This is a genomic window from Pseudomonas sp. Irchel 3F6 (genome assembly GCF_900187595.1).
In the GTDB taxonomy this organism is placed as follows: Bacteria; Pseudomonadota; Gammaproteobacteria; order Pseudomonadales; family Pseudomonadaceae; genus Aquipseudomonas; species Aquipseudomonas siliginis.
The window spans coordinates 1,079,096-1,105,326 of sequence record NZ_FYDP01000001.1 but is presented as its reverse complement, the minus strand read 5'-3'; the positions used below and the strand labels follow the sequence as shown (position 1 = coordinate 1,105,326).

The 26,231-nt window shown below is 55.9% G+C and carries 22 protein-coding genes and 1 pseudogene; 8 read left to right on the top strand and 15 right to left on the bottom strand.

Annotated features, from left to right (window positions below; translation table 11 throughout):
• Positions 1-47: 47 nt before the first annotated feature.
• The 3 genes from CKW30_RS04805 to CKW30_RS04795 form a co-directional block, all read right to left on the bottom strand.
• Positions 48-1,055, bottom strand: coding sequence for a sugar kinase (locus tag CKW30_RS04805; protein WP_095180133.1), 1,008 nt, complete (start codon positions 1,053-1,055; stop codon positions 48-50).
• Positions 1,048-1,830 carry a sugar phosphate isomerase/epimerase gene (locus tag CKW30_RS04800; protein ID WP_095180132.1) on the bottom strand — a complete coding sequence of 261 codons (783 nt, stop codon included), beginning with the start codon at positions 1,828-1,830 and terminating at the stop codon, positions 1,048-1,050. Before CKW30_RS04800 ends, CKW30_RS04805 begins: the two co-directional genes overlap by 8 nt.
• Positions 1,831-1,978: 148 nt before the next feature.
• Positions 1,979-3,007, bottom strand: coding sequence for a LacI family DNA-binding transcriptional regulator (locus tag CKW30_RS04795; RefSeq protein WP_095180131.1), 1,029 nt, complete (start codon positions 3,005-3,007; stop codon positions 1,979-1,981).
• Positions 3,008-3,244: 237 nt separating this feature from the next.
• On the opposite strand from CKW30_RS04795, the gene CKW30_RS04790 reads away from it, so the two are divergent.
• The 4 genes from CKW30_RS04790 to CKW30_RS27440 all read left to right on the top strand — a co-directional run bounded on the left by CKW30_RS04790 (position 3,245) and on the right by CKW30_RS27440 (position 8,970).
• Positions 3,245-4,090, top strand: coding sequence for a hypothetical protein (locus CKW30_RS04790; RefSeq protein WP_095180130.1), 846 nt, complete (start codon positions 3,245-3,247; stop codon positions 4,088-4,090).
• A 105-nt stretch (positions 4,091-4,195) separates the two neighbouring features.
• A complete protein-coding gene (locus CKW30_RS04785) occupies positions 4,196-6,280 on the top strand; it encodes a hypothetical protein (protein WP_056789691.1) in 2,085 nt (694 codons plus the stop codon).
• 249 nt (positions 6,281-6,529) lie between these two features.
• The gene (locus CKW30_RS27445) at positions 6,530-7,831 is read left to right on the top strand and encodes a hypothetical protein (RefSeq protein ID WP_256584159.1); all 1,302 of its coding nucleotides are present in this window, start codon (positions 6,530-6,532) and stop codon (positions 7,829-7,831) included.
• A complete protein-coding gene (locus CKW30_RS27440; RefSeq protein ID WP_256584158.1) occupies positions 7,765-8,970 on the top strand; it encodes an autotransporter outer membrane beta-barrel domain-containing protein in 1,206 nt (401 codons plus the stop codon). Before CKW30_RS27445 ends, CKW30_RS27440 begins: the two co-directional genes overlap by 67 nt.
• 50 nt (positions 8,971-9,020) lie before the next feature.
• Here CKW30_RS27440 and CKW30_RS04775 read toward each other — a convergent pair whose 3' ends face one another.
• The 4 genes from CKW30_RS04775 to CKW30_RS04760 all read right to left on the bottom strand — a co-directional run bounded on the left by CKW30_RS04775 (position 9,021) and on the right by CKW30_RS04760 (position 14,791).
• Positions 9,021-9,530: a hypothetical protein gene (locus tag CKW30_RS04775; RefSeq protein ID WP_095180129.1), complete on the bottom strand. Its 510-nt coding sequence runs from the start codon at positions 9,528-9,530 to the stop codon at positions 9,021-9,023.
• Positions 9,531-9,697: 167 nt separating this feature from the next.
• The gene (locus tag CKW30_RS04770; protein WP_095180128.1) at positions 9,698-10,339 is read right to left on the bottom strand and encodes a DUF1345 domain-containing protein; all 642 of its coding nucleotides are present in this window, start codon (positions 10,337-10,339) and stop codon (positions 9,698-9,700) included.
• Positions 10,340-10,519: 180 nt separating this feature from the next.
• Positions 10,520-13,618, bottom strand: a complete 3,099-nt coding sequence (locus tag CKW30_RS04765) for an efflux RND transporter permease subunit (RefSeq protein ID WP_095180127.1) — start codon at positions 13,616-13,618, stop codon at positions 10,520-10,522.
• Positions 13,619-13,633: 15 nt separating this feature from the next.
• Complete coding sequence (locus tag CKW30_RS04760) at positions 13,634-14,791, bottom strand: efflux RND transporter periplasmic adaptor subunit (RefSeq protein WP_095180126.1); 1,158 nt, start codon at positions 14,789-14,791, stop codon at positions 13,634-13,636.
• 253 nt (positions 14,792-15,044) lie between these two features.
• Here CKW30_RS04760 and CKW30_RS04755 point away from each other — a divergent pair, with 253 nt between their 5' ends.
• Together CKW30_RS04755 and CKW30_RS04750 are read left to right on the top strand one after the other, a co-directional pair.
• Entirely contained in the window at positions 15,045-15,746 is a 702-nt protein-coding gene (locus CKW30_RS04755; RefSeq protein ID WP_016774890.1) for a response regulator transcription factor, read from the top strand.
• 4 nt (positions 15,747-15,750) lie between these two features.
• Complete coding sequence (locus tag CKW30_RS04750) at positions 15,751-17,052, top strand: ATP-binding protein (RefSeq protein WP_095180125.1); 1,302 nt, start codon at positions 15,751-15,753, stop codon at positions 17,050-17,052.
• 5 nt (positions 17,053-17,057) lie between these two features.
• Here the strand turns inward: CKW30_RS04750 and pncA are convergent, their stop codons facing one another.
• Both pncA and CKW30_RS27195 read right to left on the bottom strand, forming a co-directional pair.
• Positions 17,058-17,684, bottom strand: a complete 627-nt coding sequence (gene pncA / locus CKW30_RS04745) for a bifunctional nicotinamidase/pyrazinamidase (RefSeq protein ID WP_095180124.1) — start codon at positions 17,682-17,684, stop codon at positions 17,058-17,060.
• 50 nt (positions 17,685-17,734) lie between these two features.
• Positions 17,735-17,902, bottom strand: coding sequence for a hypothetical protein (locus CKW30_RS27195; RefSeq protein ID WP_159894620.1), 168 nt, complete (start codon positions 17,900-17,902; stop codon positions 17,735-17,737).
• A 286-nt stretch (positions 17,903-18,188) separates the two neighbouring features.
• On the opposite strand from CKW30_RS27195, the pseudogene ilvA reads away from it, so the two are divergent.
• Positions 18,189-19,178, top strand: a pseudogene (gene ilvA, locus CKW30_RS04740) (threonine ammonia-lyase, biosynthetic); the annotation flags it as partial.
• A gap of 30 nt (positions 19,179-19,208) precedes the next feature.
• Here ilvA and CKW30_RS04735 read toward each other — a convergent pair.
• Positions 19,209-19,514, bottom strand: a complete 306-nt coding sequence (locus CKW30_RS04735; RefSeq protein ID WP_056789713.1) for an NIPSNAP family protein — start codon at positions 19,512-19,514, stop codon at positions 19,209-19,211.
• 14 nt (positions 19,515-19,528) lie between these two features.
• Positions 19,529-20,014, bottom strand: coding sequence for a serine protease inhibitor ecotin (eco, locus tag CKW30_RS04730; RefSeq protein WP_095180122.1), 486 nt, complete (start codon positions 20,012-20,014; stop codon positions 19,529-19,531).
• 368 nt (positions 20,015-20,382) lie between these two features.
• Here eco and CKW30_RS04725 point away from each other — a divergent pair, with 368 nt between their 5' ends.
• Positions 20,383-20,652 carry a DUF1652 domain-containing protein gene (locus CKW30_RS04725; RefSeq protein ID WP_041480220.1) on the top strand — a complete coding sequence of 90 codons (270 nt, stop codon included), beginning with the start codon at positions 20,383-20,385 and terminating at the stop codon, positions 20,650-20,652.
• On the opposite strand, the gene CKW30_RS04720 is transcribed toward CKW30_RS04725, so the two are convergent.
• The 4 genes from CKW30_RS04720 to CKW30_RS04705 form a co-directional block, all read right to left on the bottom strand.
• Positions 20,649-21,047 carry a hypothetical protein gene (locus CKW30_RS04720; RefSeq protein ID WP_095180121.1) on the bottom strand — a complete coding sequence of 133 codons (399 nt, stop codon included), beginning with the start codon at positions 21,045-21,047 and terminating at the stop codon, positions 20,649-20,651. The genes CKW30_RS04725 and CKW30_RS04720 overlap by 4 nt on opposite strands.
• 90 nt (positions 21,048-21,137) lie before the next feature.
• A complete protein-coding gene (locus CKW30_RS04715; RefSeq protein WP_095180120.1) occupies positions 21,138-21,407 on the bottom strand; it encodes a DUF2790 domain-containing protein in 270 nt (89 codons plus the stop codon).
• A gap of 270 nt (positions 21,408-21,677) precedes the next feature.
• Positions 21,678-22,667 (bottom strand): tetratricopeptide repeat protein, encoded by a 990-nt coding sequence (locus tag CKW30_RS04710; protein WP_256584157.1) that lies wholly within the window; start codon positions 22,665-22,667, stop codon positions 21,678-21,680.
• The gene (locus CKW30_RS04705; protein ID WP_095180119.1) at positions 22,664-26,227 is read right to left on the bottom strand and encodes a LysM domain-containing protein; all 3,564 of its coding nucleotides are present in this window, start codon (positions 26,225-26,227) and stop codon (positions 22,664-22,666) included. The genes CKW30_RS04710 and CKW30_RS04705 overlap by 4 nt, the downstream gene beginning before the upstream one ends.
• Between the last annotated feature and the right edge of the window lie 4 nt (positions 26,228-26,231).

The window sequence follows — 26,231 nt, the reverse complement described above, 5'->3', positions numbered from 1 at the left end:
CCTGAGCTTGTTGTTTTTGTCGCAGCAGGTTCATTGATTTGCGGTGATCAGGCGGGCTTCTTCGCGAGCAGACTCGCTCCCACATGTGAAATGCGTTCCCCTGTGGGAGCGAGCCTGCTCGCGAATTCAGCGGTCAACTCCAAGCGAGAAGGCAACCCCTCCATGTCGCCACGACTCTGCACCGCGCGACTGCCAATCCAGTTCGCCCGCTGCACTGCCTCGGCAAAACTCTGGTGCTCGAGCAGGGCGCTGATCATGCCGACCGCAAAGCCATCTCCGGCACCCACGGTATCGACCACGTTGCTCACCGGCACGCCGGCAACGAAACCCTGATCCAGCTGCGTGCGGTAATAAGCACCCGCAGGCCCGAGTTTGATCGCCACGGCCTCGGCGCCCTGATCCAGATAGAACGCAGCAATGTCGGCCGGGTCGTCGAAACCGGTGAGCAAGCGACCTTCGCTCAACCCCGGCAGCACCCAGTGGGCAAGGGCGGCGAGGCGGTTGATCTGACGGATCATCTCGCCCTCGCTGGCCCACAGGCTGGGGCGCAGATTCGGGTCGAATGACACACTGCGCCCGGCGTTGCGCATCCGGGTCATCAGCTCGAAGGACATTTCCCGGCTGGAGCCTGACAGCGCCGGCGGAATACCGGTGGCGTGCAAATGGCGGGCGCTCAGCAGGTTGTCGCTGATGGAGTTCGGCGACAAATGACTGGCCGCCGAACCGCGCCGGAAATATTCGACCTGCGGGTCGCTGCCATCGTCGTTGCGCGATTTGAACTGGAAACCCGTTGGCTGGTTTTTATCGACTTCGACGTGGCTGCAATCCAGACCTTCCTTGATCAGCGTTTCCACCACAAAGCGTCCGAGCGAATCATTACCCACCCGGCTCAGCCACGCGACGTTGAAACCCAAGCGCGACAAGCCGATCGCGACGTTGCTGTCGGCCCCGGCAATCCGTTTGTGAAACTGCTCGACCTTGGCCAGATCGCCGGTCTGCTCGGCGACCAGCATCGCCATGGTTTCACCGAAAGAAAGAATATCGATCTCAGACATGAGCTGGCTCCAGGCGCGATTGACCGAGGCGGGCGAGGGCGGCGACGTGTTCGCGGGTCAGTTGCACCAGATCATCGCCTTGCAGCGGGTACTCGGCGGCGCGCATAACGCCTTGGTCCATGTGTCGCAGCAGTTGTTCCCACAGATGCAGGTCGCTGATGGCGGGTGGTACGGCAACCAGTTTGCCGTCGGCGCGGCGCGCAACGGCTTTGCAATGCACATAACCGACGTGACGGCCGAGCGCGCGTGCGGCGCTGGCGGCGGACTGGTCCTGCCAGTGCCAGTTGCCAATGTCGAAGGTCATCTTGATCGGCAGGTTGTGTTGCTCGACGGCGGTAAAGAAACGCTGGAACGGCTCGATACGTCCGCCTTGCAAGGTCTGGTCGTTCTCCACCAGCAGTTGCACCGGGCTTTGCTTGAGTCGCTCGGCCAGTGCCTGCAAATCAGAGTTGTCGGTGAAATAACCGAGGGACACTTTCAGCCATTTCGAGCCGAATGCCTGGGCCTGTTGCAGCGCGGTAATCAGTTCGGGATTTGGCTGCGCTTGCCCTGCGAGCCAGAGTTCGGTAGGTGAGGAATAAATGCTTTGCAGGCCCTGCGCCTGGGTAGCCTGAGCCAGTTGCGCCGGGTCTTCACGGGTCAGCAGCTCTTCACGCCACTCGATGCGATTCGCCCCGGCTGCCGCGAGGATGTCGATAAAACAATCCTGCCCACGCTGGCGCACGAGCTCGGCACCGTAGCTGGACAGACTGATGGAAACGGCGGGTTTATTCATTGTTATTGACCTCTGAAACCGGTTTCATTTTTGTTCAAAAAAAATCAGGTGATTCTGTAGTTTTTTGCAGGCCCTTTCGCGAGCAGGCTCGCCCCACATTTGCAACACGGTCACCTGTGGGAGCGAGCCCGCTCGCGAAAGCGCCAGATCAGACGCCGCCAATCCCTCGGGTCGAACCCCGCTCAATCAGCACCGGCGCAAAATCCACAATTCGCGCCACCTCATCATCCCCGCGCAAGCGCTTGAGCAGACACTCAAACGCCCGCGCGCCTATCTCTTGCGTCGGCTGTGCCAGCGCGGTAATCCCGCTGCCCACCAGCGGATACCAATCCAGATCATCCAGGGCAATCAGCCCGACATCCTCGAACAAGCGCACACCGAGTGCGCGCAACGCGTGAGTCGCCGCCAGCGCCGCCACGCCGTTGGCGCAAAACAGTGCTTTCGGACCGTCAACGTGGGTGTTTAAAAAAGTTTGAAGTTGCGCCTTCAGATCATCGCCGGTTTCCAGCACCGCCCCGGTCAGGGCCGAGCGTTGGGCAATCTGCGCTTGAAAACTGCTGACCCGTTCGATCCGCGAGCTGGTGCCGTCAAACGGTTCGGTGACCATCAATAGGTCCCGATATCCGCGCTGCTCAAGATGCGCGAGCGCCATCTGTACTGCTTGCGAGTTGTTCAACCCGACCATGTCGCTGTCGAGCCCGTCGACCTTGCGATCCACCAACACCATAGGCATCTCGCGGCGCAGCTCATGCAGTTCGTCCCGGTGATGGCCCAGCGTGTTCACGATCAGCCCTTCGATGTTGTACGAGCGCAACAGCGCCAGATGCTGGCGTTCCTGCTCGTCATCGCGGTCGGTGTTGCACACTACCAGGCTGTAGCCGTGCGCACGGCAGGCGGTTTCCACCCCGTGCATCACGGCAATCGAATAGGGGTTACGGATATCGGCCACCAGCATGCCGATCAGCCGAGTGCGCCCGCGTTTCAGGCCACGGGCCATTTGGTTGGGGCGGTAACCGAGTTCATCAATCGCCTGCTCGATGCGCCGGGCAATGGCATCGGAGAGCAGCGCGCGGTCATCGCCGATGAAACGCGAGACGCTGGCCTTGGATACACCGGCGCGTTCGGCAACATCAAGCATGGTCACGCGGCTGCGCTGGGCGGCGGAGAAGTCGTTCAATGGGGCAGACCTTATTTTTGAAATGTAGCGTTTTAACGGCATGGATACCGCTGAAACCGGTTTCAGAAGACACTATCTGACCTTGAGCCGTCAACCTTCAAATGCAGCGGAAGCAGTCACGGCAAAATGGATTTCCGACAAACGGTTGCTTTACCTGTCAGATCTGACAGTAGGCATCTTTCCAATACCAGCGCTTAATTTCTTTCAGGCCTAGATGACCAGCCAGTGAGAAATTCCATGCCGATCGAAACGCCGACTACCTCCAGCAATCCATTGAATCCCGGCGTGCTTCTGAGCCTGCCACGAGTGGAAGGCGTCGATCCGCTTGACCCGGCCGGAACATTGCCGCCGGACGCAAAACAGGTGGGCATCGTTTGTATTATTGACCGCTGGCCGAACTTTCCTGTTTCAGGCGTGAATAAAGATCGTGTTGAAATTTTCATTGTTGGTAACCCTGATTTCGTCGCCTTTGGCGAGTATGGGGCCGCGGACGATGCGCCGGAGTTTCGTATTCCAGTAGCTCCCGAGAAACTTCCGGATGTGGCTTCGTTTGAGCTTTTCTACACAGTACGTTCGATCAACCCTACTACGTCACCTTCACGACGCCTGACTTTTGCGATAGTTAAGCCGCCGCAACTTTTGAAGGAGGTTACTTTTCCCGATGCGGATGCTTGGGGATATATCGGATGTTACAAGAACCATCCCGGCGATCCGGAAGCCTTGTTTATCTGGGAAGGGGTACGTATCGAAATTCCTTTCGATGACTTGTTTCAGCTTACGGATGTCCTCAGCCTGGATTGGCAGGCATGGGATTCTTTAAACGGGTCGGGAAACCCTTTGACACAGGTGTTTAACTTTACTGAGGTTGTGACAGATGTTGTGACCAAGGAGCCAGTGAAGATTGTAATCAAGCCCTTTGCTTCACATATAGAACCCATGGAGGAAAAAGATTCGGCCTTAGTTAATTACCAACTATTGCGCGACGGTGTACCTATCTTTCGCTCGTTTACCGGGCTGGTGAAGGTAGACAGGAAAATTCCGGGAGAAAGCAAGTATTGCTCGGATGCAAGTTGGATGAAGTGATCAGGCCGCAACAGTAGCAGCGATATTACGACTGCAGTTGGCGACATTCGTCATTGTCGAAGATGCATGGATCAAAAAACATTTTCTACGCAATGGAGAAGGCACATGACAAGTATTCAAACTGCGGAGTCAGGCACACCCTTGGGCGTTCTGGTCGCACCTACCCCCGAATTGCCAGACGGGCGCGGCACGAACAAGGACATCATTCCGATAGCTGCGATACCTGTGGGCGCCGCGCTGACACTTATGGTCAAGACCAATGTGTGGTCGAATCCTAACAGCAGAGATCAGATCGCCCTTGACGTTACGCGAACCCAGCCTCCTGCCAATCCGCTGCCGACAGACTTCACGCGGTTAAACAGGGTAAACCTCGGCGACGTGGCCAGCCGTCCTGTAGATTTTCCGATCACAGTGCCTACCGAATTTCTGGGTGAGGATGCAACCCCGGTGGGGCCGACGCCGATCTGGGTGCGTAGCGTGCTGTATGAGCGGGGGCTCAACCCGCTGACCGGTCCTGTGATGAAGTTTTTTATCGACCGTACTGGTGCCTGGCAAGCGAAACCTGCACAAACAGGTACAAATCCAGGACAGGTTCCAGGCGCCAGAACAATTCCGCCAGCCACGTTTCCAAATGCCCCCGGGGATCTGGATGACACATGGGCAGGTCAGCCAGGTAACGAAGGGGGATTGCAGGTACAAATTGATACCGGCTACGCCAACGTTCAGCCGGATGACACGTTGACCCTGTACGTGGCAGGTACACGTACCAACCCTCCGCAGGTGCCCCCTTTTTTCAACGGACCGATGCCCACCGATGGCAAGCTGTCCATCCCGACCGCAGAGCTACGCAAGGTAACGAGCGGCCGGGCCTTCATCTGGTTCATCATTACTGACGCTGCTGGCAACCAGAGCGCATGGGGCGTGTATTTCAAAAACGTGCGTTTTCTGCCACTGCCCAAACTGGGCGTCATTACCGTCCCGGCAAACGAAGATGGTCTGATCGATTTAAAAGATGCGCGTGCAGGTGTGAAGGTAAAAGTCAGCCGGTTGGTAGATACAATCGGCACCGACGTAGTGAGCCTGACATACGGCGCTCAACCAGCCCAGGATCTGCCATTCAACGCACTCACGGAGCTGGAGTTCACCATTCCTTGGTCGAGTCTGAGCAAACAATACTTTGATAACCAGACGGGTACGAATTTTGAATTGGACGTGGTCGTCAAAGCTGACTTGATGCGTGGCGGCTTATCCATCGACGACGGATCAACAACTGTCAAAACAGATTTCTCGACGCATCCGCCTTATACCGTCGACCCGACGACCCCGCCCCCTGAAGTTAATCCCGAATTCCGGAAACTGATCGTCCGCGGACAGCCACCTGTCACGGATAACTTACTGGGCCCTCAGGATGTCGATCAGACAGCCAAGGCTCACATCGATGTCTCGCCTGTCACCGCCGGGACGTCGTTTCCCGATCCCGAACCGGGCGATCTGGTTACCCTGAAGTATCTTGGGGATCAAGGCGAAATTATCGTTAATTCCATTCAAATGACTCAGTCGAATATCAATAATGTCGTTCAGATAGATTTGCCATATACCGTTGTCGGTCCGGGTGGTATCGGGCTTAAAGAGGCTTGGTGGACATATGAAAACCCCGCCCGGAATAATACTCAAGACTCGGCAAAGGAGACGGTAACTGTCAATACTGTAGTCATCGTTCTCGATAAGCCAGAATTCCAACGCCCACCTACAGATGGCACCGAAGACCCATACATTATTTGCGAGAGCTTGACGGGGGATGATCACGTTGCGACGTTCAAGATCAAACCTAATGATCATTTCACCGATGGGATGAATATCACATTCAATTGGCAAGGCTGGCATGACGATAAATACACCATAGACGCACCGCCGGATACGGTTTTTTCCGATACTCGTGCGATCACTTCGCTCGAGTTAACGGAGGGGATGCTTTGGGAAGTGCCATACGCACCTTTTATTCGTAATCTTCCTCGTCCACCTGCTACCACGCCTGATCCGACCGACTTTTACGCAGGTTATGTAAAAATCTGGTATTCGACGCCAATTGTAACCACGTCAGAAGTTCAGGAAATGATTGTCTACCTGCTCAATGCTGACTTCTTGTACTGCGAATCGGAACCGGGCTGGGATCCTGCGCCTGCTCCATAAACGGCATTCGCGATCATTGCATTGCCGGAGAGCCAGCCTCTTCAGGCAATGCAATTTAATTGGGGAAGCAAGAAATATCTCGAAATGTCGCGAGTGGGCGATTAAGCCCACCTACTAAGAGGATTAGTCCTACAGAGAAAGTCCAGACTAGCAGGTATTCTCCGGCGTCGCCTACAAAGGTCGTCTGATGGAATATGTACGTCTGAACCGTCCTTCTTCCGTCCCGATAAACCTCAACGAGAAGTGTATATGACGTTTGAAAATAGCTTGGGACCGACAGTTTTGAAACTCACTGGCACGCTCTCTTGTGCAGCATTACTGATCGCAATATCCGAGACGGCCTTTTCCCGAAATCTCAATCCTGGTGAAGTCGAAACCGTATCCGTCGGTGCTACGCCAGAAGCCTGGTTCATCCCTGCCACTGCCACGCTTAACGTCAATGGCGGTGATACGCTGAACATCGTTGTCGGCGGTGGGACGTTAAACGCGATTTCCGCCAGCACTTCACAGATTGAAGCCTCAGCAGACGCCCGAGTGTCTCTGGACGCGGCAACGGTGACGGCTAGCAATTTCGACACTGCGCTGAGCTTGACCGACAGCTCGGCAGTGGTATCCGGCAGTACGCTGTCCAGCGATGGCAGAGCAATGTCGCTTGCGCGCGACCTGAATATACCCGTTGGCTCAACAGCGACCGTCACTGGCAGTACGTTGACAGGCGGTTTTTCGGGTGCAGCGGTGACATCCCTCAGTACGTTGAATCTGGTGGACAGCCGGGTTGAAGGGACCGACGCAGACGGTGTTGGCCTCGAACTTTACGGCGGCAACGCCAACATCAGTGCAGCCAGCGAGGTCATCGGAGAACTGGATGGGATCATCTTTGGCGAGGATACTGTCCTGAACCCGAGCGATGTCACCGCACAGAGTGTACTGAAGATTGATGGGTCAACCGTGCAGGGCCGCACCGGCGCAGCGATCAATGTCGATTTTGCGACGCCGGACGATCAACCGGTATTGATCGAGATAGCTAACCGTTCGAATCTGATCGGCGGCAACGGTAATATCCTCGAGGTTATGGATGGCGCAGCAGCGCGCTTTCAAATCGACGACAGCCATTTGACCGGCAATGTAGCGGTTGCTGACGGCGGGACCGCCGCGGTTTTCTTGCAAAACAATGCCAGCCTTGACGGCGATTTGACCAACGTCGATTCTGTTTCGCTTGATACCCGAAGCATACTCACCGGTAACATTCAGGGCTCCGGGGCTGGCGTCGTGATGCTGGATAACGACTCGATCCTGCACGGTTCGGTTACTGGCGTTAGCGCTATGTCCATCGGGCGTGGCGCTGAATGGAACCTGGATGGCAGCAATTCGTTATCGAATCTCGAAATGCAGGGCGGGAACGTCAGATTCGGCACGCCCGCCGAGTTCGTCCGTCTGGATGTTGCCAACCTGTCAGGCAACGGCCGGTTTTTTTGGATGCTGACGTGTCCACCGGTGAAACGGACTTTCTCAATGTCACGGAATCGGCCAGTGGCCGTCACGAGCTGGTAGTTGGTGCAAGCGCCAGCGAACCTGTCACCGGTGCACCGCTTCAAGTGGCTAACATCGCTGGCGGGGATGCTGAGTTCGATCTGAGAAACGGTCAGGTTGATCGTGGTGCTTTGGCGTACAAACTGGTGCGAGAGGGCGAAGGTATTTTCCTGCGGACTGATGGGACAACGCCGAGTACAGGTTCACAAACAGCATTGGCTATTGCCGGTACCGCTCCTACGGTTATCTATTCGGAAATGACCACTCTCAATACTCGCCTCGGCGACCGTCGCATGGCCGGCACTCAGCCGCGATCGCGATCGATTGCGGCACTGGACTCAGATAATCAAAACGCGACCAGCGGCCTGTGGATACGCACTCATGCCAATCAGTACAACGTCAAGAATGCCTACGGTGATGGTTATAAACAAAATCAGACTGGCGTCTCATTGGGGGTGGACACGCCACTACCGATAGGTGATGGCCAATGGTTGATCGGGGTTTTTGGTGGCTACAGCACCACTCGCCTTAACCTGGCCCGCGGCAGCGCCGGCACGATCAACAGCACCTATGGCGGGATGTATCTGTCCTGGTATGACGAAACGACCGGGTATTACGTGGATACCGTTGGCAAAATCAACCGTTTCAGTAATGACGTCAAAGTCACCTTGAGCGATGACACTCGAACAAAGGGTGACTTCGATAATCTCGGCATCAGTGGAACCGTCGAAGTGGGTAAGCATATAGTCTTTAACCGAGGTTACTTCATCGAGCCCTCTGCTCAGATTGGTGTTGCGACGGTGAAAGGCAAGGACTACAAGTTGGACAACGGACTGCAGGTAGACAGCAACGAGACCCGCTCATTGCTCGGCAAGGTCGGAATGACCGTTGGCCGCGAGGTGGTGCTGAACAATGGCGGAAAATTGCAACCCAGGCTGCACGCGGCGTTAAGTCATGAATTCGTCAACAATAATCGTGTCAGCGTGAATGACACTGGATTCAACAACGATTTGTCCAGCACCAGCCTAGAGCTGACCGGGGGCCTCAATTGGGTGCCGGCCAATAACAAATGGCAACTGTATGGCGAGATAGGGACCAGCAGGGGCAGCAAAGCTGATCAGGAGCTAGGAGGGAGTGTCGGGCTGAGCTTCAGTTTCTGATTGCATCAGCATTAAAAAAAGGAAGCCTCGCAGCTTCCTTTTTGTCGTAGTCAGTTAGCGTTTTTTCTCTTGCTCAGGTCTGCGGTAGCGACAAACTCCCCAGTGATCGGAAACTCTTCGTTGCCGTTCTCTCCACCATGGTCATATGTGCCGGACCAAGTGCCACTCAGGGTTTTTTCAATGTCGTCATATTTCAATGTCAGGCTCCCGCTCACAGAGACGTGCAGATCACCCGTCGCAGGATTGGAATAGTAGGTACTTCTGACATCATCGCTATCTTTGGAGAGGTCATAGGTCGACGATTGGGGTTTAAAAGGGAACACAAACTCAAGCGTACGCGTCACACCATCCTTAGTGTGTCCAGCTGTCAGAACGTAACGCAGGCCTTCCGGGTAGGGCTTCGGCCCGAAGGAAGGTACAGAGGTAGATCGAAACTCCATGAATTGAGGGATTTTGACAAACCTGTAGTTTGGGTTGGCATCGCCGTTGATAGTGGCTGACAAATAGGTCGGCGCTAAAACCGGAGAGATCGTCGTGTAGGCTCGGGCTGCATAGCTCATGAGTTTTATCTCCATACAATATGGTTGGGGACATCCAAAGACTGACCCGTCCTACTTCTGGATGTTGTATGGAAGCGTGAATACAGTACGCCTGTAAACTGTCAGTGTTGACAGTTTACAGGCGTACGTTTTTGTGAGCTTTGAACTGCCAGAACAAGCCGTGTTTTTCAGCCGAACAATCCTGCTGCAATGTTGATCGAGAACCCGAGGATCGCCGTATTGAACACAAAACCGATCAACGACTGCGCCAGCACAATTTTTCGAATATCCCGCGTTGCAACACCCACATCCGAAGTCTGCACAGCCACGCCGATGGTGAACGAGAAGTACAGAAAATCCCAGTAATTGGGGGTGGTCAGTCCTTCAGCAAAACGCAGCGCCGGCTCTTTGCCGTCCCAGGTGTAAAACAATCTGGCGTAGTGCACACAGAAGATCACACCTATCAGCAGCCATGAGCCGGTCACTGTCAGCGCTGTGAACCCGTAGTGCATGAGTTTGCGTGAAGTTTCCAGGTCTTTGCTGCCGGCCAGTTCAAGGGTGATGGTGGCGAGACTGGCCAACGCGGCAATGCACACCACAAACAGCACCAGCCCGGCGTTCTCGTCTTCGACTTCGGCGATGCGTCGCACGTCCGGGGCCTTGGCGCGTATGGTCAGCCAGAACATCAGGATCAGGTAAGTCCAGACACCGGCGTTCCAGCCAATGAGGATTTTGCTGACGATGGAATCGGCCGGGACCAACAGGCCGCTGGCGAGACCGAGCGAGGCGGCAGCGGAAAGGCGAGGGTGGGTGCGGGCGAGGAAGCGCATGAAAGCTCGGTAGGCGAGGGAGGTTTCACCACCTTAGCCCAGCGTTGACAGATGTGGCCACTGCGCATGATGTTGGCCAATCCTTGTGGGAGCGAGCCTGCTCGCGAAGACGTCAGCAGATTCAACATTAATGTTGGCAGACCGGACGCATTCGCGAGCAGGCTCGCTCCCACAGTTTGATCAGCGTTGTTTGGTGAATCGTTGTACGAGCTTCATGACCACGACGAAAAACACCGGCACGAAGATTACCGCCAGTGTCGCAGTGATCATCCCGCCAATCACACCTGTGCCGATTGCTTGCTGACTTGCCGAGCTCGCGCCAGTTGCAATCGCGAGCGGCACTACGCCGAGAATGAATGCCAGCGATGTCATCACGATCGGCCGCAGACGCAAACGCGCGGCCTGCAACGTCGCATCGATCAGATCGTGACCTTCGTCATACAAGCTCTTGGCGAACTCGATGATCAGGATCGCGTTTTTCGCCGACAGACCAATGATGGTGATCAGTCCGACCTTGAAGAACACGTCGTTGGGCATGCCGCGCAGTGTCACGGCGAGTACCGCGCCGAGCACACCAAGCGGGACAACGAGCAATACAGAGGTCGGAATCGACCAGCTCTCGTACAGCGCCGCCAGACACAGGAATACCACCAGTAGCGACAGGCCAAGCAGAACCGGCGCCTGATTGCCTGACAGGCGTTCCTGCAACGACAAACCGGTCCACTCTTGACCCAGACCTTTCGGCCCCAGCGCAACCAGTCGTTCGATTTCCGCCATGGCCTCGCCGGTACTGTGCCCGGGTGACGGTTCACCAGATATCGCGATCGCCGGATAGCCGTTGTACCGGGTCAACTGCGCCGGGCCTTGAATCCAGTTGGCCTGAACGAAGGCCGACAGCGGCACCATGTTCCCGGCGTTGTTGCGCACATGCATTTTCAGCAAATCATCCACCTGACTGCGCTGATCACCTTCGGCTTGCACGACTACCCGCTGCATGCGGCCCTGATTGGGGAAGTCATTGATGTAGCTCGAACCCACGGCAGTGGACAGCACGTTGCCGATGTCGGCGAACGAAACGCCCAAGGCATTCGCCTGCTTGCGGTCTACGATCAGTTGCACCTGCGGTGCTTCTGCCAGCGCGCTTTCACGGACGTTTATCAATACCGGACTTTTCTCGGCGGCGGCGAGCAGTTCCGTACGCGCCTGCATCAACGTCGCATGGCCCAGACCACCGCGATCCTGCAAGCGGAACTCGAAACCGCTGGACGTGCCAAGGCCATCCACCGGCGGCGGCAGCACCGAGAAGGCCATGGCGTCCTTGATCTGGCTCAGCGCCGCGTTGGCGCGGTCGGTGATTGAGCTGGCAGTATCGTCACTGCCACGTTCCGACCAATCCTTGAGCGTCGAAAACGCCAGCGCTGCGTTCTGCCCGCTACCGGAGAAACTGAAACCCAGGATCACCACACTGTCACTGATTCCCGGCTCACCGGCGTTGTGCGCTTCGAGCTGCTCGGCTACTTGTACAGTACGGTTCTTCGTTGCGCCGGGTGGCAATTGAATATCGGTAATGGTGTAGCCCTGATCCTCGGTCGGCAGAAACGAGGAGGGCAGGCGCGCAAAACAGATTCCGAGTCCAATCAGCAGGACCACGTAGATCATCAGGTAGCGACCCGTACGCTTGAGCGCATAGCCGACCCAACCCTGATAGCGGTCGGTCAATTGCTCAAAGCGACGATTGAACCAGCCGAAAAATCCGGACTTCTCGTGGTGCTCGCCCTTGGCAACAGGCTTGAGCAAGGTCGCGCACAATGCCGGGGTCAACGTCAGAGCAAGGAACGCCGAGAATAGAATCGAGGTGGCCATGGACAGCGAGAACTGTTGGTAGATCACCCCGACCGAACCCTGCATGAACGCCATCGGAATAAACACCGCGACCAACACCAGCGTTATGCCGATGATCGCCCCGGTGATCTGCGTCATCGCCTTGCGCGTGGCTTCCTTGGGCGACAGGCCCTCGCTGGCCATGATGCGCTCGACGTTCTCCACCACGACGATGGCGTCGTCCACCAGAATGCCGATGGCCAGCACCATGCCGAACATGGTCAGCACGTTGATCGAGAACCCCAGCGCCAGCATGGTCGCGAAAGTGCCCATCAACGCCACCGGCACCACCAGTGTCGGGATCAGCGTGTAGCGCACGTTTTGCAGGAACAGGAACATCACTGCAAATACCAGCAGCATCGCTTCGCCGAGGGTGTAGATCACTTTGGTAATCGAGACTTTGACGAATGGCGAAGTGTCGTAAGGAATCTTGTATTCCACGCCGGCCGGGAAGTAGCGCGCCAGTTCATCCATCTTCGCCCGCACCAGTGTCGCGGTGTTCAGCGCGTTGGCGCCTGGAGAAAGCTGCACGCCAACGGCGGTGGACGGCTTGCCGTTCAGGCGTGTGCCGAACTGATATTCCTGGCTGCCGATTTCGACCCGCGCAACATCACCGATGCGCACCGTGGAGCCGTCGCGATTGGCCTTGAGCACGATGTCGGCAAACTCCTGCGGCGTCGACAATTGGCCTTTGACCAGAATTGTCGCGGTGATTTCCTGCGTCGAAGGTGACGGCAGATCACCGATGCTACCTGCCGAAACCTGGGCGTTCTGCGCAACAATGGCGTCGTTGACATCGGCCGGCGTCAGGTTGAACGCGATGAGCTTCTGCGGATCGATCCAGATGCGCATAGCCCGCTCGGCACCATACAACTGCGCCTTGCCGACACCGTCCAGACGCTTTATCTCGTTCATCACGTTGCGCGCCAGATAATCGCTGAGCGCAACGTCATCGAGCTTGCCGTCGCTGGAGGTCAGGGTGATCAGCAAGAGGAAACCGGAAGAGACCTTCTCCACCTGCAACCCCTGCTGATTGACCGCTTGCGGCAGGCGCGACTCGACCACCTTGAGGCGGTTTTGCACATCGACCTGCGCCAGCTCGGGATTGGTGCCCGGCTGAAAGGTTGCCTTGATCGTCGCGCTGCCCAGGCTGCTTTGTGATTCGAAGTAGAGCAAGTGATCGGCGCCGTTGAGCTCTTCCTCGATCAGGCTGACCACGCTTTCATCGACGGTTTGCGCCGAGGCGCCAGGGTAGACGGCGTAAATCTCGATTTGCGGCGGGGCGACGTCGGGGTATTGCGCCACCGGCAACTGCGGAATGGCCAGCACACCGGCCAACAGGATGAACAGGGCGACCACCCAGGCAAACACCGGGCGGTCGATAAAGAACTGCGGCATATAGAAGCGTCCTGCTTACTGACCAGTGGTCTGGGCAAGTGGAAGTGGGGTTTCGTCGATCTGCACCTTTTCCCCGGGACGGGCGTGTTGCAGGCCTTCGATGACAACACGGTCGCCGGGCTTCAGGCCGCCGGTGACGATCCAGCGATTGTTCTGCACCGCACCCAGTTGCACCGGTTGCTGCGCCACGCGCATCTGTTCATCGACAGTCAGCACCTGGGCAATGCCGGCACTGTCACGCTGCACCGCGCGTTGCGGTACGGTGATGCCGTTCTGGATGGTTGCCTGCTCAAGGCGTACGCGGATGAAGCTGCCCGGCAGCAAGTCGAGATCCGGATTGGGAAACTCGCTGCGCACAATGATCTGCCCGGTGCCGGGATCGACAGTGATGTCGCTGAACAGCAGCTTGCCGGGCAACGGATACACGCTACCGTCATCCTGAATCAGCGTGGCCTTCGCTTGATCCTGACCGACTTCCTGCAACTGCCCGGAGCGCAATGCCCGGCGCAGTTCATTGAGCTCGCGGGTCGACTGGGTGAGGTCGGCATGGATCGGGTTGAGTTGCTGAATCAACGCCAGCGGCGTGGTTTCGTTCTGCCCGACCAACGCACCCTCGGTGACCAAGGCGCGACCGATACGGCCGGAAATCGGCGCGGTGACGGTGGCATAGCCGAGGTTCAGTTTCGCCCGTTCAAGCGCCGCTTTGCTGGCCGCGACATCAGCTGCCGTCTGCCGGGCAGCGGCGCGGGCGTTGTCGTAGTCCTGACCGCTGATGGCCTGGTCCTCGATCAACTGCGCATAGCGTTGTTCTTGCAATCTGGCCTGAAAGGCGTTGGCCTCGGCTTTGCGCAGCGCGGCTTCGGCACTGTCCAGATCCGCCTTGAAAGGTGCCGGGTCGATGCGGAACAGCACATCGCCTTTTTTTACGTCACTGCCTTCGCGGTAGGTGCGCTGCAACACCACGCCGGCCACGCGTGCGCGCACTTCGGCAATCCGTGGCGCGGCGATGCGGCCGCTCAGTTCGCTGCTGATCGACAATGGCTGGGTTTTGATGGTCTCGATGCGCACGGTGGCTGGTGGTGCTTGCTCTTCGGCGTTCGAGGATGAGTCACAGGCGCTCAGCGTCTGCGCCAATGCGATCAGGGCGAGCCCGGCCAGCAGTTTTCCAGACATGTACAACCCCCAATATTGAAGGCCGCATCCTACGGCCAGACGGGGAGGTTAGCGGTGAAGCTTTGTAGCTGCTGTGTGAAATTGTGTAAGGGTTTTGCTCGGTGGTGCGCGAGGGCGTATATCCTGCAGGCCTTGAAATTTATTGCGACAGTTCGATCGCTTTCGCGAGCAGGCTCGCTCCCACAGGAGATCGCATTTCAATGTGCGAGCGAATGAGTCCCGACTGTCGCCACAGCATTCTCTGGAACACCCCATGCCCAACATCCTCCTGGTCGAAGACGACACCGCCCTCGCCGAACTGATTTCCAGCTACCTGGAGCGCAACGGTTATTCCGTCAGCGTCATCGGCCGTGGCGACCATGTGCGCGAGCGGGCGCGGATCAGTCCGCCGGATCTGGTGATCCTCGACCTCATGCTGCCGGGCCTCGACGGCTTGCAGGTGTGCCGTTTGCTGCGTGCCGATTCGGCGACACTGCCGATCCTCATGCTCACGGCTCGCGATGACAGCCATGATCAGGTGTTGGGCCTGGAAATGGGCGCTGACGACTACGTCACCAAACCCTGCGAGCCACGAGTGCTGCTGGCGCGGGTGCGCACGTTGTTGCGGCGCAGCAGCCTCGGCGAACCGCTGGCGGTCAACGATCGGATCGTCATGGGCAATCTGTGCATTGATCTGTCCGAGCGCACCGTGACCTGGCGTGATCAAGCGGTTGAACTGTCCAGCGGCGAATACAATTTGCTGGTGGTGCTGGCCCGACATGCCGGCGAAGTGCTGAGTCGCGATCAGATTCTTCAGCGGCTGCGCGGTATTGAATTCAATGGCACTGACCGCTCGGTGGACGTGGCGATTTCCAAGCTGCGGCGCAAATTCGATGATCACGCCGGCGAGGCGCGCAAGATCAAGACCGTGTGGGGCAAGGGCTATCTGTTCAGCCGCTCCGAATGGGAATGTTGAGCTGATGTTTCGCATTCTGTTTCGCCTGTATCTGGTGACGATCGTCTCCTATAGTGCGGCGATCTATCTGGTGCCGGATCTAGTGGTCATGGCCTTTCGGGATCGCTTCGTCACCTACAATCTGGAATTCTCCCGAGGTCTGCAATCGCTGATCACCAAGCAGTTTCATGCTGCGCCGCAAGAGCAATGGCCGGCGATTGCGGCGGCGATGGACAAGGAATTCCAGCCGCTGCACATCGTCCTGACGCCAATCGACGACCCGGTGTTCACGCCCATCGAGCAGGAACGGTTGCACCGTGGTGAGAACGTGGTGCGCATCGGCGATTGGGGCTGGCGAACGCTGGCGGTGACTCCGCTGAATGCGGACATGGCCGTGCGCATGGTCGTACCGCCGGATCCGGTCGACGTCGATCTGTTGTACTGGAGCATCAACGTGCTGATCGGCGCCATGTTGCTCGGCTGCCTGCTGCTCTGGTTGCGCCCGCACTGGCGCGATCTCGAGCGCCTGAAAGGCACCGCCGAACGCTTCGGCAAAGGCCACTTGAGCGAGCGAACCAGAATCGCCCCGAGTTCGAACATCGGCAGCCTCGCCAACGTGTTCGACACCATGGCCGGCGATATAGAAAACCTGCTCAATCAGCAGCGCGACTTGCTCAACGCTGTTTCCCATGAGCTGCGTACGCCGTTGACGCGTCTGGATTTCGGCCTGGCGCTGGCGTTGTCAGAAGACTTGCCGGCCGCCAGCCGCGAGCGCCTGCAGAGTTTGGTCGCGCATATTCGTGAGCTGGATGAATTGGTGCTGGAGTTGCTTTCCTACAGCCGTTTGCAGAATCCGGCGCAGTCGCCTGAGCGCATCGAGGTGTCGCTGGACGAATTCATCGACAGCATTCTCGGCAGCGTCGATGAGGAACTGGAGTCGCCAGACATCGTGATTGACGTTCTGCTGCACGGTCAGCTCGAACGCTTCGCGCTGGATCCGCGCCTGACCGCCCGGGCCATCCAGAACCTTTTGCGCAATGCCATGCGCTATTGCGAAAAGCGCATTCAGATTGGCGTGCAGGTCATTGCTGGCGGGTGTGAGATCTGGGTTGACGACGATGGCATCGGCATTCCCGACGACGAGCGCGAGCGGATCTTTGAACCGTTCTACCGGCTCGACCGCAGCCGTGATCGCGCGACGGGTGGGTTCGGCCTCGGTTTGGCAATAAGCCGCCGAGCGCTCGAAGCGCAGGGCGGCACTTTGACGGTTGAAGGTTCGCCGTTGGGTGGAGCGCGATTCAGGCTGTGGTTGCCGGCCACGGCCTGAATATCCTAACGGACATCTGATGATTGAATCAGGCTGACGCCGGCCTCTTGCATCCGCGCTATGGCGGCTGCCAGCGAACCGTCCAGATCAATCGCGCGACAGCCATCCAGCACTACACAGACATTAAAACCCGCCGCGCGCGCATCCAGCGCCGAAAACATTACACAGAAATCCAGCGCCAGGCCAACCATGTAAACGGTGTCGATGCTGCGCTCTTTCAAATAGCCGGCGAGCCCGGTGGTGGTGCTTCGATCCGCTTCGAGAAAAGCCGAGTAGCTGTCAATATCGGGATTGCAGCCCTTGCGGATGATCAATTGCGCGTGCGGTAGATCCAGTTCCGGATGAAATTCGGCGCCGACACCGGCTTGCACACAGTGATCGGGCCACAACGTTTGTGCGCCGTACGGTAACTCAATGACATCGTAGGGCTGGCGCCCAAGATGGCTGGACGCAAACGAGATATGCCCGCTCGGGTGCCGGTCCTGCGCAATCACGACTTGCCTGAACTGCCGCGCGAGGCGGTTGATCAGCGGCACAATCCGGTCACCTTCAGGCGCCGGCAATTGACCGCCGGGAATGAAGTCGTTTTGAACATCGATGACCAGCAATGCAGCGCGGGACGTAATGGACACGGGGAAATCTTCCTGAGAATAAAACCTCGGCCAGTTTAGCAGGGCTTCTGTCAACCACTGGTCTGCAGCACGCATTGCTGGGTTTTACTGTCCCACACCTGGCCTTTCGGACATTCGGGCTTCTTCACGGCGTCGCTTTCATCGACGGCGAAAGCAGCAGGGCTGGACAGGGCGGCGACCAGCAGCGGGACGGCGAACAGCATTTGGCGAATATTCATGGTCGATCTCCACTTTCATCGGCTTGGAGCAGAAGTTGTTGTTCTCCTTTGCAGTGACTGCTCAGTTCTGCGGAAGATTCAAAGTTCTGCAGCGGGCCATTGACTTGTCATCCGCTGGCAGGCTAATTTCCAGCCCATGACTTTCACCGTATCGCGCTGCCAGCCAAGCATTATTACCGCCATTCCTCATTTGGCGGGCTAGCTCACGACTGCAGCACCCAACCCGCCCTAGAGGCGGGTTTTTACTTTCTGTCTCCGGGGTTCTGATAAATGTCAGGAGACGACCATGCCGCACAGCCCCGACCAGCAAGCCCTGCTCGAGCACTACGTAAAGAAAATCCTGGCCGCGCCGGTGTACGACATTGCGGTGCGTACCCCGTTGCAGCCTGCGCCGGCATTGTCGCAAGCATTGGGCAATCGGGTCCTGCTCAAGCGCGAAGATCTGCAACCGACGTTCTCTTTCAAGATCCGTGGTGCTTACAACAAACTCGTGCAACTGAGCGATGAGCAGCGAGCGCGGGGAGTGATCACTGCGTCGGCGGGTAATCACGCGCAGGGTGTAGCGCTGGCGGCACGGGAGTTGGGCATCTGCGCGACGATCGTCATGCCGTCTACCACCCCTGAGCTCAAAGTGCTCGGCGTGCGCAGTCGCGGTGCCGAAGCCCTGCTGCATGGAGAGAGTTTTCCCTTTGCTCTGGCCCACGCGTTGCATTTGGCCGAGCAGAGCGGATGCACGTTCGTTTCACCCTTCGATGATCCTGACGTAATCGCCGGACAAGGCACCGTGGCTATGGAAATCCTGCGCCAGCATCAAGGCACGCTGAACGCGATCTTCATCCCGGTCGGCGGCGGAGGTTTGATCGCCGGTATCGCGGCCTACGTCAAATACCTGCGCCCGGAAGTGCGGATCATCGGCGTCGAATCCGAACATTCGGCGTGCCTGCAAGTGGCTTTAAGTGCGGACGAGCGGGTGGTCCTGCCCAGTGTCGGCACCTTCGCCGATGGCGTAGCGGTAGCGCAGATTGGCGCGTATGGCTTTGAGGTTTGCCGCTTCTGTGTAGATGAAGTGATCACGGTCAGCAATGACGAACTCTGCGCCGCGATCAAGAATATCTACGACGATACCCGTTCGATCACTGAACCTTCGGGTGCGCTGGCTGTTGCGGGGATCAAGCAGTACGTGGCGCGCAGTGGGGTTCGCGATCAGACATTCGTCGCCATCGACTCCGGGGCCAACATCAACTTCGACAGCCTGCGCCATGTCGCCGAACGCGCCGCTGCTTGCGGCGTGCCGGCGTGATGTCGATCAGGGCAGCAGCGGGCGCAGAAACGTGCGCTCGTAACTGACGATGAATTTCTTCTCGACCAGATCGGCAACCAGTGCGGTGCTTTCCGGGTCTGTCATTGCAATATGTCGATAGCTTTCGTAATCGGCCAGCGACGGGAAACTGAACAGGCAATAAGCAATGTTGCTCGCGCCCTCCGAGGGGAGGAAGTAGCCGTGGTGGGTGCCGCCCAAGCGCTCAACGATGTCGAGCCACGCTTTGGCATAGGCTTCGAAAGCGGGTAACTGGTAAGGATCGATCACATATCTGACGTGGCAAGTAATCAAGGGCTGGGCTCCGGTTATTCCTGCAGGGCGGTGCCGACTTTGTCCGACGCCGACCAGATGCGATAGCGCACTTCGACGTCCGAAGGCGCGTATACCACGACTGGCAGCTTGCTGTTGTAGCGCAACATGAAGCCATCACCGACGACCGGAACGAAAGCGCGCTTTTTCTTGCTGCCAGGCGGGCAGGCCATCATCGTGCTCATCGGGCCGACGACCTTTTCCAGGCGATAGAACGGATAGCCCCAACCTTGCAGATTCTTTTCATCGAGCACACCGCCCAAACGCTGGCGATTGCAATCCACTTCGAGGGTTTTGCCGGCGAGAATTTCAACCTGGAAATTCTCTTCCTGCTCTTGCTTGGGCAGATGGATGACTTGTCGGGTAAACCCGGCTTCGGCTTTGGGATACGGCGCGATGTCTTCGAGCTTGGCGGCGTGGGCGAGGGTGGAAAGGTTGGCGATCAACAGACCGGTGATCGCGCAAACGCTTAAGGAATTCATGAAGGCCTCCGTGCGGGTTGAATTGCATGGGAGACATTCTTGCCGTCATAGTCTTCGAAAGCAAATTTGCCCGGAGATTGCAGATTGCAGGGGACGGGTGGTCGATTCATGCAATTTGCAAATAGCAGGATACTGGCCACATTTCCAAGTGCTTGATTTTGAAGGGAGCAAAACGAACCGATCAAAGGCACGTTTTATGCGTTCTTTTGGTGAGGCGCACAGGATTTGGGCGCCTACACTCCAATGGGCATTTCGCAGTACCACCACTTGCCGCACCAGGGAAACAGCGGGGGCACACCCGTGAAGGCGCAGCAGAGGGTCAGCGTGAATACTTGATTGGCAATCGCACAGAAAGGAGAGGGTTCGCCATGTTTTTATCTGCCTTGGAATTACGCAACATCATTGAAAGCAGCTTCCTGCCGAAACGCTGCCAGTGCACGTTGACACCAGACTTGTCGATGTCCGTCAAAGTATTTGGCGACCATCGAACCGACCAAGCCGATCTCTACGTCAGTGGAATCGACGCCAGCCGCCTGAACAGCTGCCGTGAAATCAACAACCTGGTCGCTGGCCTGCGTTCCGACCTCGCGCAACAGACCACGACACATCAAACCAGCGCTCGTTCTCGAGCCGTTTAACCCACCGTCTCACCCAGTTCGTCCGTCACGCGCCGGGCCTGCACAAAACCAAGGCCCAGCGCGAACTCGACCAGCACCGCGAGCAAGATCCCGGGGCCGGCATGACCATTGAGCCATTCGCCAAAACCCAACGCCGCCAAACCGAAACAGCCGACGATAAAACCATTGCTCAGTGCACTGCGTGCCACTGACGGCGGAGCATTGCGCAGCAAATAAAACATGACCCCCAACGCCGCAAACAGCACCGCGCTGCGCCGAGCGACTACGCCAGTGCCTTCCGAATAGCCAATACTCCAGATCGCCAGCAACGCCTCCGGAAAAAATCCCCAGACCAGCGCCAGCAGAAAACACAGGATTGAAGTGAAGCTCGACAACGTGCGGAACGACAACTGCATGGCCAATCCTTGCGGCAGTAGGGAAGGCCCCGAGCATAACCGCCGAAGCCACCCCAAGCCTATGGCCAACCGGAAAATCAGAAGCGTCTGTCAGTTCTGTTGACTGCAAGCGTCAGATAATTTCCTGTAACTGATTTGTGCGGGCTTGCCGGTGTTGTCGATGTATTTCATGTCGGCGGTGATGACTTTGCATTCCGAGGTCGGCGGCTCGGTTAGCGAAAGCACCTTTGCCACGTGGAGGGGCATGCCGTATTGGTAGGGTGTTTGATTCGATGTGGCGGAGGTGACGTTGGCTTGGGCCAGTGCGGCGTATGAGCTGCAGGCGAGGGTGGCAGTGAGCAGGAAGGGACGAATGTTCATGAGAGGACTCCAGCGTTGCGGGTAGGCGCCCGGCACGAAGCCGGGCGAGCCTGCCGCACTGGGCGTCAGCGGGGGAGAGCTGAGGGTGTGCGGTGATATGGAGTCTCTGACTGTGGCGTTAAGGCTGAGTTAACCGATGTGAACATGAGCTGAGTTATTTACGGTTGCTTTTCCCTTGTCTCGGGCATTTGTCGTTTGCGATATGAATCATTAGGGTACGGGCTTTGACGTGCTCGAAAAAAATTAATGATAAGGCTGTGCTGCTAAATTTCAGTACCCTAACTTATCTGGAAAAAACGAGAGCGGTGGGTGAGTGGCCTTCCACGTTTTTGCGAGTTCTTTTGCTTTTTCTAGTTGCTCTTTTGACAGCTTTTTTTCTACTTCCGGCAATACGTCGTTAACGTTGTTTATTACGTTTCCACCACCATCAAGCTCCAGTAGATTCGACAATAGTGCGTATGACTTTACCGGGTCTGATTCGAATCCGTATTTTGGTTCAGCTTCGCCAATATATGACGCGTAACCAAAAACTGCAGATGCATAGCCTGAGGCTGCAGCTTTTTCATTCCATTTTCTAAATGATGACAAATCGGCTTTTTCAATCCTCGTAGCGGCAAATCCCATCATGGCTGGTGGATAACCATTCTCTGCAGCGGCTTTCATCCATTTTTCGATTTCATCTGATCTGCTAGAGGGTAGTAGGAACATGCCTCCCCCCTCTTGATACTTGGTCGCTAAACGAAATTGCGCTAATGCAAAACCTTTTTCTGCGGACTTTTCAAGCCATTCATCGTTTCCTGTTATCTCCCATAGTAGGTACATCGACTCAGCGTCACCATGAGATGCCTGATCTGTAGCAAGGGTTTTGGCTTTGTTCATCCAATCTTTAGGCGATTGCTCAGAGGAAGAACAATTATTCATAGTTACGCACAAATCTTGATCCGCGCCGCCGAGCCGAATCATAGAGTAAATATTGCCTTTCTTTGCTGACTCCTCGTAAGCCTTTTGCGCTTCTTGGGTCATATATCTGTTGTTTTTTCTTATTGATTCTCCTAGATAGTAAAGTGCTTCATTATCACCACCCTTTGCAGCGATTTCTAAAAACTCGATTGCGGATATTGCTTTGTATTGATTGTAGAGCTCAATGCCTTTCTTCTTCGCTTCTTCTTGCTCTTTTGTTAGTGTTGCATTAGCGGTATTGCAGAGAAATATAAGGAGGACACAGAAGGTTGTAGCGAACAATTTTTTTAAGTTTATCAATTTGATTCTCCCGCTGGAGCTGAAAATTTCACAGAAGGCCTTGGTATGTAGCTGTTTTCATGCATAACAATTTTGCAGGATCCATCAATCGGCCCACCTAATATCGAAGCATTTTTCTTATATCGAGCCCTAGTAGTGTTTCCGAGTGCTTCAGTTACCGCAAGCACTGGTTCGCTCATGAAATTGTCCAACAAATAGCGGTTTTCACAGTATTTTTGCCCTGTATCAACCGGTTCGACCCCGAATTTGTTCATGCATGCGCAAGCTAGCTCAAATTGTTTTTGAGCCTCCGGTAGGCTTCCTTTCTCTTGAGCGTTAGTAGTTATATGAGTAATTATCATCTCGATCGCTGTCTGTTGCGCTAAATATGCTGTATCTCTAGTATATTTTTTCTTGCCATCGTTTGAAGCGCTAATGCTAGTTTGTTTCGCTGTGGCTATGGCGAACTCCTCCGGATTAGATATCAGTGTCAACAAAATCGGGCCTAACGCGGCAGGGGTGGCCTCTACAACCCATTTTTTTAACTCGTCTGGATTTTGGTATTCAATAATAGCATGAGCAATCGGACCACCTTTTCCTCCGCTGGTCATCGCGTCATACAAGTCCATGACAACACTCCAACCCATCAGGTAAGACATTTCCACACTAAGCCCAGCAGCTCCTAATGCGTTCAGCGCCGATGCAAACTGTCCCGCTTCTGTCTCCATCCACTCCACTTTTCTGCCTTTGGCTCTGTGCAACTCCCGGCGATACAAGTTTACAAGGTCAACCACTGCCTCATAACCAACTTCGAACTTGAAGCTACCATTTGCACCTGGGCCAAGTACCACAGCCGCTTTCAAGTTCAAAATAAAACGCCCCTTATCGAGAGACACCTGCGCCGTTCCCTGAAAGCCCGCGCCAAACGCCACCCCAACTGAACCGCTCAACTTGGCCAGCGTCAACCATGGATTTGCATTTTTCGCGTCTTTAGCGCTGCCAATCCCCGTTGAAGGTGCGGTGCGTAAGGCGGCGAGTTCTTTTGGCGGCGCCCAGTTCAATACGCCGGTAAGCTCAATGGCGGCTTGCAAACCCCCAAAGACATTGAAGCTGGCTTTTGCGCCGTTTTCGATTTGTACTTTTGCGAAACGTCCGCCGCGCAGTTGCTCTGTGCTTTTGGAGTCGGCGTAGGTGCCGGATTTCGACTTGTGTTCAAGATCAGGAGTAGGACTATCGTCACCGCTATCGGTTTTTGCTTGCTTGGCGGCTGCGTGATCGGCGCGTTCTTCTTTTGCAGAAGCGTCTTCACGTTGTGCGCGTTTTACCGGGCTCAGCGACGCTCCATATTTGACGTTGCCGAAGATAGGGCTCAGCTCGACGCTGCCAGCTAACAATAACGACGCTCCAGCGTAACCCCAGGCCTTTGCACCAAAGTGAAAGGAGAAGCGGCCGAAACTCATTTGTCGTGGGCTGCCGTCCAAGAGATAGTCAAGCATGATTTCTTGAGCGTTGGCTTTGGCAGGCATGTCCACTTTCATTAACTGAACTTCGCCCCGTGCCAAGTCCAGGCTCAATCCCATCTCCCCAGATATCTGGAAGCCTTCCGCGGCGGACATCTTCGGGCCTTCTAGCTTCAGTTCACCGTGAATGCTCGGCTGTGGAGGAGTCAGGCAGCGGACGAATTGAGCCTGAGGACTTGCATCAAACAGCCTTACTTCGCCGCGCACACTTTTCTGGAACACTAGTTGCTGAAGGTGCTTGCCCCAGTTAGTTAGGGCCGCGTCGTCTTCTAGTTCAGTAACCTCATAACCTTGCTTTTTCAAGTGCGCGTAAAAGTCTTTAGCTTTGAACCAGCCTTTTTCGTCGAAACAGTCGCCAGCCTGATCACTGATTTTTATTGCGCCCTGATCCAAGAGCCATTGGCGGAACGAACTGATTTCACTGTTTTTATCGGAGCCTTCGGTAGCATCGGTTGGTAGACTTTCTTTTACCTTCTTTATTGAGCCAGCCGCCTTTTTTAAATCTTCTTTGATGATTTTTTTTGCATCTTTCAGGTTCGCCATGCTGAACCATCCAAGGGGCGTGCCCTTGGCGTCAGAAAGGCTGACTTCACGCAGTGGAAAGCCTGGCTTTACCATACGGTCGATTGGTTTCGGTTGGAACTCTTCTGGTTCCCAAATTAAATAACGACCAGGTTTACTGGTGCTGACATTTTTTTGGGCTGTGGCCTGGAGGTCATCTTTGATTTTTTGTAGTTGATCCCACTTGGCACGTTCTGCATCAACGAGGCCGGCTGGCGCCTGGGCATTTTGGCCTGTTGCCTCGATCCAGCGTTTGTATTTCTCTTGAAGCTGCGCTGTAACTTCTACCTGCTTTTTCTCTGTGTCCAGATACAGTTTAAACTGCTCGATACCGGAAGGGAGTCCGTCACTGATCAAGGCGAATTCCGGAAGAGCAAGACCATACTCGGACGCTTTGATGATGGATTCAGTATAAGCGTGGTAATCAAGCGCTTCGCCATTTTTGTGTAGTGTGTAGACATAACCGACCAGATCGGCGGTGCAGTCAGTCATGCCACTGCAGATATTGTCGTAACTTTTTTTCTTTTCCGCCAAGGCTTTGGCAACGTCTTCCAGCGATACCTGCTTGAAGTCTTTGTTGCCGAGGAACTTCTTGCGAGCCTCCAGATAAGCTTGCACACGTGCCCGCGCTTCAATCGCCTTCTTGGAGTACAGCGAGCCGCTTTCGTAGGTGTAGCCTTCCAACTTAGCGGCCGCTACCGCTTCTTTTTTTAGCGCGACCCACTCAGCCCGCCGCTTGTAAAAATCGGCATATGCTTTGTGAACGTGCTGGTCAGTAGCTATGTCTGTCGCTAGACGGTCGAGGCGAGATACCGGCGTGTCCTCATCCGTGGACTGAGCAGGAGCGACTGCCGGTTTGTTTCCATTAGCGTCGTTCTGCCTTTTTTTAGCGGTGGCGGGATCGATTTCGATCTCATCGCCCATCGCTTCAAACTCTTCCATGCGTGCACGCTGCGCGCCAGTGAGAAAGTTGCTCAACTTGGGCTCAAGGAAGTATTCCAGCAAACCAGATTCCTGCAACCCGTTCAGGCGTGCATCACGTGATTTGCTGGGCGCAATCATTTTATCCAAGGCAAACATGGATTCTTTGATAGCGGACTTTGCCCGTTCGGGAAGCAGCCAAAATTCTTGTTCTTCGGTGGCATAAATCGCACTGGCAAACTTTTTCGAGCAGGGAGGCGCGTGCGGTTTGAAAGTCTTTGAGCTCTGATCTGGGGTGTCTTTGACAGGCTCCAGTTCAACCAGATCCTCCGCAGAGCACTGAGTTGCGGCTTCCGGGGTCGTTTGCGCGGGCGGTTGAGCTGCGGCAGGTGTCTGAGCGGCAGGCACAGCAGGCGATTGAGCGGCTTTTGGAACGCTCAGGTTCCATCCGACTTTGACATTATCCGGGTTGGTGATGAAGGGGTTCATCTGACGAAGTTGCGCCACAGTAGTGTTGTAGCGCGTAGCAATCTGGCCCAGAGTTTCGCCGGGCATTACGGCGTGATTTGTAATTTCCATGGTG

Bases quoted from the DNA above. Each gene is read 5' to 3' on its own strand.
- CKW30_RS04805 (WP_095180133.1), bottom strand. From the start codon at position 1,055: ATGTCTGAGATCGATATTCTTTCTTTCGGTGAAACCATGGCGATGCTG.
- CKW30_RS04800 (WP_095180132.1), bottom strand. From the start codon at position 1,830: ATGAATAAACCCGCCGTTTCCATCAGTCTGTCCAGCTACGGTGCCGAG.
- CKW30_RS04790 (WP_095180130.1), top strand. From the start codon at position 3,245: ATGCCGATCGAAACGCCGACTACCTCCAGCAATCCATTGAATCCCGGC.
- CKW30_RS04785 (WP_056789691.1), top strand. From the start codon at position 4,196: ATGACAAGTATTCAAACTGCGGAGTCAGGCACACCCTTGGGCGTTCTG.
- CKW30_RS27445 (WP_256584159.1), top strand. From the start codon at position 6,530: ATGACGTTTGAAAATAGCTTGGGACCGACAGTTTTGAAACTCACTGGC.
- CKW30_RS04775 (WP_095180129.1), bottom strand. From the start codon at position 9,530: ATGAGCTATGCAGCCCGAGCCTACACGACGATCTCTCCGGTTTTAGCG.
- CKW30_RS04770 (WP_095180128.1), bottom strand. From the start codon at position 10,339: ATGCGCTTCCTCGCCCGCACCCACCCTCGCCTTTCCGCTGCCGCCTCG.
- CKW30_RS04765 (WP_095180127.1), bottom strand. From the start codon at position 13,618: ATGCCGCAGTTCTTTATCGACCGCCCGGTGTTTGCCTGGGTGGTCGCC.
- CKW30_RS04760 (WP_095180126.1), bottom strand. From the start codon at position 14,791: ATGTCTGGAAAACTGCTGGCCGGGCTCGCCCTGATCGCATTGGCGCAG.
- CKW30_RS04755 (WP_016774890.1), top strand. From the start codon at position 15,045: ATGCCCAACATCCTCCTGGTCGAAGACGACACCGCCCTCGCCGAACTG.
- CKW30_RS04750 (WP_095180125.1), top strand. From the start codon at position 15,751: ATGTTTCGCATTCTGTTTCGCCTGTATCTGGTGACGATCGTCTCCTAT.
- CKW30_RS27195 (WP_159894620.1), bottom strand. From the start codon at position 17,902: ATGAATATTCGCCAAATGCTGTTCGCCGTCCCGCTGCTGGTCGCCGCC.
- eco (WP_095180122.1), bottom strand. From the start codon at position 20,014: ATGAATTCCTTAAGCGTTTGCGCGATCACCGGTCTGTTGATCGCCAAC.
- CKW30_RS04725 (WP_041480220.1), top strand. From the start codon at position 20,383: ATGTTTTTATCTGCCTTGGAATTACGCAACATCATTGAAAGCAGCTTC.
- CKW30_RS04720 (WP_095180121.1), bottom strand. From the start codon at position 21,047: ATGCAGTTGTCGTTCCGCACGTTGTCGAGCTTCACTTCAATCCTGTGT.
- CKW30_RS04715 (WP_095180120.1), bottom strand. From the start codon at position 21,407: ATGAACATTCGTCCCTTCCTGCTCACTGCCACCCTCGCCTGCAGCTCA.
- CKW30_RS04705 (WP_095180119.1), bottom strand. From the start codon at position 26,227: ATGGAAATTACAAATCACGCCGTAATGCCCGGCGAAACTCTGGGCCAG.